Genomic DNA, 2,028 nt, shown 5'->3' on the forward strand with positions numbered 1-2,028 from the left:
TCGTCGCTATTATTATCGGATGGCTTGGAAGCCTGTTTGTAAAAGGAGATATGCCCGGAGGAATTATCGGGTCTATGATCGCAGGTCTTATTGGCGCCTGGATCGGACACGGGCTGCTTGGAACATGGGGGCCGCACCTAGCCGGATTTGCCATTATTCCAGCCGTAATCGGCGCAGCCATTGTTGTCTTTCTAGTAAGCCTGTTAACCAGAAAAAGAGGATAAAAGCAGCAGCACCCGAAGCGTCAGCGCTTTGGGTGTTTGTTTTGCCATAAAAATCGAAAAAGCCTCAACCCTAGCGGTTGAGGCTTTTGACTGGTTTGACGCCCAACTGATCGATGAACCTTCTGAAGGCCTGTTTTCCCTCTGCTGTCTGCTTAAACACACCGGCGTGTTCAAGGATGCGCGCGAATACATGTCCCAGCTCTTTTTTTATGACTAGATCTGCATTCTCTTTTGTTATGGTTCTTTTTTCCATCATTCGAAGAGCCCATTCACTATGCTTTGCCGTGAGCGGATTTTGTTCTAAGGCTGTTTTCGGATCAGCAGAGCATAGCGCCGCTGCCGTTTCTTTCATTTCCTCCTGTAAGCGGCCCGGCAATATCGCCAATCCCATGACCTCAATCAGGCCGATATTTTCTTTTTTAATATGGTGGACTTCCTGATGAGGATGGAATATTCCTAATGGATGCTCCTCATTCGTCCGGTTGTTCCTCAGGACGATATCGAGTTCGTACAGGTCTCCCCTGCGCCGCGCAATCGGTGTGACCGTATTATGAGGCGTATCGCCTGTATAGGCGGCAATGCCGGCTTTTTCATCGGAATACGTCTGCCACGTGCGAAAGATATGGTCAGCAGCTTCGGCGACATGCCCCGGTTCGTCTCCTTGGAGCCTGAGCACAGACATCGGCCACTTCACTAAGCCCAGCGACACGCCGGGATAATCATTTAATTCATAAACGTCTTCCGCTTCTGCACGTGCCATTGGAAAATCATGCGCGCCGCCTTGGAAATGATCATGGCTTAGGATGCTGCCGCCGACAATCGGCAGATCCGCGTTTGAACCGATAAAATAGTGCGGATACTGCCCGAGAAATGACAGCAGCCTTTCAAATGTTTTTTTGCTGATCTCCATCGGTTCATGTTCACCTTTTAAGACAATACAGTGCTCTGGATAATAGACATATGGCGAGAATTGCAGGAACCATTGTTCGTCCTCAAGGATGACCGGAATGATTCTGTGATTTTGCCGGGCTGGATGATTCACGCTTCCCTCGAACCCGACATTTTCTTTACACAGCAAACACATCGGATAATTTGTCTGTTCCTGCTCTCTTGCAGCCGCAATCGCTTTCGGGTCCTTTTCAGGCTTTGATAGGTTAATGGTCATTTCCAGCTCGCCATATTCGGTCGGCACCGTCCAATGAACATTTTTGGCGATTCTGTCAGTCTGTATATAATAGACATCCTCTGAATATTGATAGAATTCCTTTGTCGCCTGTTTTGGGCCGTATAATGCTTTTGTCTCTTCAAATTTGCGAATGACCTCGGACGGGGCAGGTACAAAACAGCCCATCAGCTTTGCGCTGAGCAGGTCACGGTACGTATCTGTATCCGCTTCCATTCGGCCGGTTTCGGCAGCCCATTTATAGATGGGGGCGAGCAAGTCCGGCAGGCTTTGTGACTGCTTGATGCTGGTGCTGGAGACCGGCTCGGGATGTGTGATGCCCAGCGCTTCATAAAGACGGTTTCTCGTATATTCCCGATCCCAGATCGAAATCAATTTTCGTTCCAGGCCATACTCAAGCAGCTGTTCCAGATGTTCAATAATACTCATATGTCACTCCCCCTTTAGTTCTCTCGCTCCCTCTCCGATATCCGCGACATAAAAGTCCGCTCGGAGCCCTGTTTTTTCTTGATATCTGTCTCCAACCTTCTGAATAAAATCATCAACGAACTCATCTTTTACAATGCTGATGGTGCATCCGCCAAAGCCTGCTCCCGTCATTCTTGATCCAATTACACCTTC

General features: G+C 48.8%; 2 protein-coding genes and 1 pseudogene. 1 reads left to right on the forward strand and 2 read right to left on the reverse strand.

Going from position 1 to position 2,028, the window contains the following annotated elements; genetic code table 11:
- Positions 1 to 224 (forward strand): GlsB/YeaQ/YmgE family stress response membrane protein (locus ACWHAR_RS20200; protein WP_452087630.1); only part of this gene is annotated, 224 nt, incomplete at its 5' end.
- A gap of 70 nt (positions 225 to 294) precedes the next feature.
- Here the strand turns inward: ACWHAR_RS20200 and galT are convergent.
- Both galT and ACWHAR_RS20210 read right to left on the reverse strand, forming a co-directional pair.
- Complete coding sequence (gene galT, locus ACWHAR_RS20205; RefSeq protein WP_242304461.1) at positions 295 to 1,836, reverse strand: UDP-glucose--hexose-1-phosphate uridylyltransferase; 1,542 nt, start codon at positions 1,834 to 1,836, stop codon at positions 295 to 297.
- A 3-nt stretch (positions 1,837 to 1,839) separates the two neighbouring features.
- Positions 1,840 to 2,028 (reverse strand): annotated as a pseudogene (locus ACWHAR_RS20210) (galactokinase); the annotation flags it as partial.

Source organism: Bacillus sp. LR--39, from assembly GCF_053613335.1.

Excerpts from the sequence above, each read along its gene's own strand:
- galT (WP_242304461.1), bottom strand. The coding sequence starts at position 1,836 with ATGAGTATTATTGAACATCTGGAACAGCTGCTTGAGTATGGCCTGGAA.